Genomic DNA, 4,513 nt, shown 5'->3' with positions numbered 1-4,513 from the left:
CCCGTACCGCCGCACCTATGGTTCGCCCTATCTCGGGAAGCTTTTTAGGACCAAAGATAATCAGAGCTACTACCAAAATAAGAATCAGCTCGGTGGGACCAATATTAAACAAATCATCACCCTCCCCCCTTGGCCTTAAGGCCCGCCATTAGTTGCAGATTGGGCTAACAGTCGCGCCGCTCAGAGCCTTGCCGCCCACCTTCAGCTGCGGGCGCCATCTTGTTGGGGTTCGGCCTGATTCGCTTCTGACTTCTCTTTACTGGCCATTACTTCTGGCTTGCTTTCAGTATCGCCCTGGACAGCCGATTTGAACTCCCTAATGCTCTGCCCTAGGGCCCGACCTACCCCTACAAGTTTGCCGGCTCCAAATATGACCAGGACAATGATCAGGATGAGAATTAGTTCTGTAGGTCCAATATTAAATGGCATGGCTGATCCCCTCCTCGCAGTTGGAATTCGACAATAATCTAAGGATTCCTTGAACTGTTCAAAGAAAATTGGCCCGGGCCTGGCTACCTCCCGGGCCTCCTAATCGGCACCCAGCCTGCCGGGCAGCCTCCGATCAGATGCCTAAGCCACTCGCGCCGCCCTTTGCCACCCCAGGATCTACGTCCTAGGCTATGGAATCAATTTCTTCACCCTCAATGGGTCTCATGGCCGGTTGCACCCGCAGCTTAACTGCTTCCCGATACCATTTGGCATGGTGTTCCCGGGCAAAGCGAGCTGACACCGTTCCCCAGATCATGCCTTTAATGCTCTCCTTCGAGTGAGGGTGCAAAAGGGAGAGGTAGGCATGGCCAATGATGACCCCACCTATGACCAGCGCTCCTAAAGAGTGGAGCGGGTGGGCCCAGCCCACTACTGCCGGGGAAAACCGGCCTGGATAGAGCATGATGAAGCCGGTGATGGCCATCATTAGACATCCAAACAGCGTCAACAGCGAGTTCAATTTCTCGCCCGCATTAAACTTGCCCTGCTCCGGCAGCTTTGCCTTTAGGCCGAAAAATTCCCGGGGGTAAGCCAAGATGAACTCCAGATCCGTCTTGCTCCAGCTAAAAATCTCCTTGAGCCAATTCCCGAGAGCTTTGGGATCACCAAGGATCATGATCAAGGGGGCCAGGAAGGCAAAAGGCACCGCTACCACGCGGTGGATCTGGCGGAAGGCCCGCATCCCCTCCGGACCTACGGCATGGCCGAAGCTTGGGAACACCAGCGCCGCTCCAGTAACTAAAAGCAACACAAAACATATAGCATTGCTCCAGTGGGCCAGGCGGGAGGCCAAACCAAACCTAACTACTCTCTCCTCGCCGTAATTACTTTCGGGCATCCGCATCGCCACCGGTACCGCCTCCTTTATTAATAGTGTTAATGGCTAGGCTTACCACCACCGCTCCCGCAGCTGCTGCCATCACCGCCTTGCCGCCAGGCTGGATTACTCCCTTCCACCAGCGTACAAACCCAGGTTCTTTCAGATCGGGAGGCAAAAAGCTGCGATCGAGGTGAGGCGATGGTACATAGAAAATGGAGGTTCCCCGGATGGGCACCGCTTTGGTTTCCTTAATGGCTTTGCTAATGGCGCTGGTAGGATCGTCCACATCCCCAAAGGTTCGGGCCCCAGCCATACAGGTATTTACGCAGGCCGGCTCCTTGCCCTGTTCGATCCGGGGATAGCAGAAGTAACACTTTCGAACGATGCGGCGGCTGGAGTCAAAGCACCTGGCCCCGTAAGGGCAAGCGCTCAGGCAGTAGCAACAGCCAATGCATTTATCCTCATCAATGGCCACGATGCCATCGGGCCGCTTGTAACTAGCCCCGGTGGGGCACACCTCCACGCAGGGTGGCTGATGGCAGTGAAAGCATTGGGTGGGCACCACTCCGCCTTTCACCTGGGGAAATTTGCCGGTCTCATAGCGGTGAACTTTAGTAAACTGTTCTTCCGGTTCCAGCTGCCATTCGGCCTGGCAGTTGACTGTGCACGCTTCGCAACCAACGCACTTGCTAAGGTCAATCAACATCCCGTATGCCACAGCTATCACCCCACCTTCCTGACCGTTACCAAGGTCTCACACTGGGCTGCCGCCCCCGACAAGGGTGCTACCAGGATAGGGATCAAAGCCGCGCCGCTAGCTCCCCGGTTGTAGGTCCGGGTTAAGTAAGGAGAGCTGCAGCCAAAGCCGTGGGCCATGAACACCGCCTCGGGATGGATGGCTTCGGTGACCTTGGCTTTGATCCTAACCTTGCCCACTTCGGATGTAACTTCTACCAAGTCTCCGTCCCTGATCCCTAGCCGGGCCGCCACCTGGGTATGGATCCACAGTTCGTTCTCCGGCATCAGGGCGTGGAGATAGGCGTTGTTTTGAGTGGTGTTATGGGTATGCATGGGCACGTGGCCCTGAATCAACCGCAATTTGTCTCCCTGGGGCTTGACCAACGGAGGCTCCCATACCGGTACCGGCGAACCCCCGGCGCTGGCGATGGCCTGGCTAGCCAGCTCAATCTTGCCCGACGGTGTCTTAAACTCCTTGGATTCCTCGCCGGGCTCGGGAGCAGTGGGCTTCTGATTGACCTTAATCTGTCCCTGTGCCTTAAGCTGCTCCTGGGTGATGCCAAAGGGCGCCAGCAGGGCGTTGTTGTACTGTTCCAGGGTAAAATTGAAGTACTGGCCAATGCCGGCGGCCTGGGCCAGGCCAGCAATGATCTCCTCCTCCGGTTTGGTGTTGAAGAGGGGCGCCACCGCCGGCTGGCGGAGGACGATGGTGGGCCCTACCGCCATAACTGGATCAAAACGCTCCAGATAAGTGGATTCTGGCAAAACGTAGTGGGAATGGTAGGCGGTATCGTTCATTTGAATATCGATGGTTACCACCAGTTCCAGTTGCTTAAGGGCCTGGATGAATTTTCCGCTATCAGGGCAGGAACGGATGGGGTTGAGGTGACTGACGATCAGGGCTTTGATGGGGTAAGGCTTGCCCTCCAGGATCCTGAGCGGTAAGGTCTGAATCATGCCCAAGCCTTTGGCTAACGGCCATTCTTTGCCGCCAGCTCCATCCCAGCGGGGCGCTGTTGGCTTAGGCGGCTCCGGCCCCATGACCCCAGTGGGATCACCTAACTTCAAGGGTGAACCCAGAATTAAACCTCCCTTGGCCCCCAGGTTGCCCAACAGGGCGTTGAGGCAAGCTGCAGCCCGACCCCCCTGAACGCTGTTATAGTACTGGGATCCGAAGGCGGCATGCCAGCAAGGATCCACAGCTGCAGCCGGCCGGGCCTGGGCCAATTCCCGGGCTATCCGGGTAATGGTAGCAGCAGGAATATCGGTAATCTTCTCCGCCCATTCCGGGCTATATTCCTGGACCTTGGCAGCTAACTGATCAAACCCTACGGTCTTAGCTGCTACGAATTCAGCATCATAAAGCTTCTCCTTGATAATAACATGCATTAGCGCCAGCATAAAGGCACCATCAGTGCCCGGCCTAATAGGCAACCATTCGTCCGCCCACATGGCCAGTTCGCTCATCCTAGGATCCAGTACCACTATTTTGGCCCCGGCTTTTCGAGCCGCCACTATCTTGCGAACTTCCGGGTTCTTGATGCCCCCAAGCAGGTTGCGGCCAGGAGCAATGTAGTAACGCACATTCTGATAGTCCACGCCTGGCACTCCGCCATAAGTGGCCTGATAGGCCACGCTGCGGCTGGAATAACAGGTGGGAGCATGACCGGTGTAGTTGGGAGAACCAAAGGCAGCCATAAATCGCTGCTCCAAGGGAGCCGGGAGCTCGGGGTGAGCTGCCCAGACCAGGGTTTGGGGCCCATATTGTAGTTTCAATTCTTTGAGCTTGGGGCCAATCTCCTGAAAGGCCTGATCCCAGCTGATAGGATCGAACTTCCCTTCCCCCACTCGCTTCATCGGGCTCTTTAAGCGATCGGGATCGTAAAGGGTCTTCATGCCCGCCGATCCCCGAGCGCAGAGCTTGCCCGCCGCCTGAGGATCCTTGGGGTTGCCCTCGATCTTAACCACCCGGCCCTCCCGAACGTAGGCCAGAATGCCGCACTTGGCTGAGCACATTTCGCACAAGCTGGGTATTACCTTTTCGCTTCCAGCTACCGCTGCCGGCAATGTAGCTAGACCAGAGCCGCTCACACCCCCAGCTGCTTCCGCCAGTCCACCGACAGGTTGTCTCAAAAGGCTTGATCCTACCGCCAAAGCTCCAGTGATAGCTCCGGCTTTAAGGAAGCGGCGCCGAGAAAGCTTGGGTTGCCACAACGTTCATCCCTCCTTACCAACCATTCCTCTACCTCTGCCCTCTAGTCCTGCCCCTGGCATTAACAGGGACCAGCCCTTGCCTCTACAACTGCACTTCAAACGATTTCGCTATCACTTTCACAATGCTAGAGCTAACTCGCCGCTATCTCACTCTATGCTCTACCAGTTGAGTCCCGGTTCTGCTTACCCGCATAACCACCTAGGGTCTAACCGCAATTACCAACTTTGAATTTCAGGTAACTATCAATTTCA

Annotated in this window: 5 protein-coding genes; all 5 read right to left on the bottom strand. The window is 56.2% G+C overall.

Features of this window, described 5'->3' with window-relative positions; translation table 11 throughout:
• A partial coding sequence (locus tag H5U02_14120; GenBank protein ID MBC7343558.1) for a twin-arginine translocase TatA/TatE family subunit occupies positions 1 to 112 on the bottom strand: 112 nt, incomplete at its 3' end.
• Between the two features lie 89 nt (positions 113 to 201).
• On the bottom strand, positions 202 to 429 hold the full coding sequence (gene tatA / locus H5U02_14115; protein MBC7343557.1) for a twin-arginine translocase TatA/TatE family subunit: 228 nt from the start codon (positions 427 to 429) through the stop codon (positions 202 to 204).
• A gap of 184 nt (positions 430 to 613) precedes the next feature.
• A complete protein-coding gene (locus H5U02_14110; GenBank protein MBC7343556.1) occupies positions 614 to 1,327 on the bottom strand; it encodes a cytochrome b/b6 domain-containing protein in 714 nt (237 codons plus the stop codon).
• Positions 1,314 to 2,015: a 4Fe-4S dicluster domain-containing protein gene (locus tag H5U02_14105; protein MBC7343555.1), complete on the bottom strand. Its 702-nt coding sequence runs from the start codon at positions 2,013 to 2,015 to the stop codon at positions 1,314 to 1,316. The genes H5U02_14110 and H5U02_14105 overlap by 14 nt, the downstream gene beginning before the upstream one ends.
• Positions 2,016 to 2,032: 17 nt before the next feature.
• Entirely contained in the window at positions 2,033 to 4,261 is a 2,229-nt protein-coding gene (locus H5U02_14100) for a molybdopterin-dependent oxidoreductase (protein ID MBC7343554.1), read from the bottom strand.
• Positions 4,262 to 4,513 lie beyond the last annotated feature (252 nt).

Source organism: Clostridia bacterium (genome assembly GCA_014360065.1).
Lineage (GTDB): Bacteria > Bacillota > DSM-521 > Neomoorellales > JACIYF01 > JACIYF01.
Note: the sequence above shows the minus strand (reverse complement) of the source record. Positions and strands in the feature narration are given on the sequence as shown.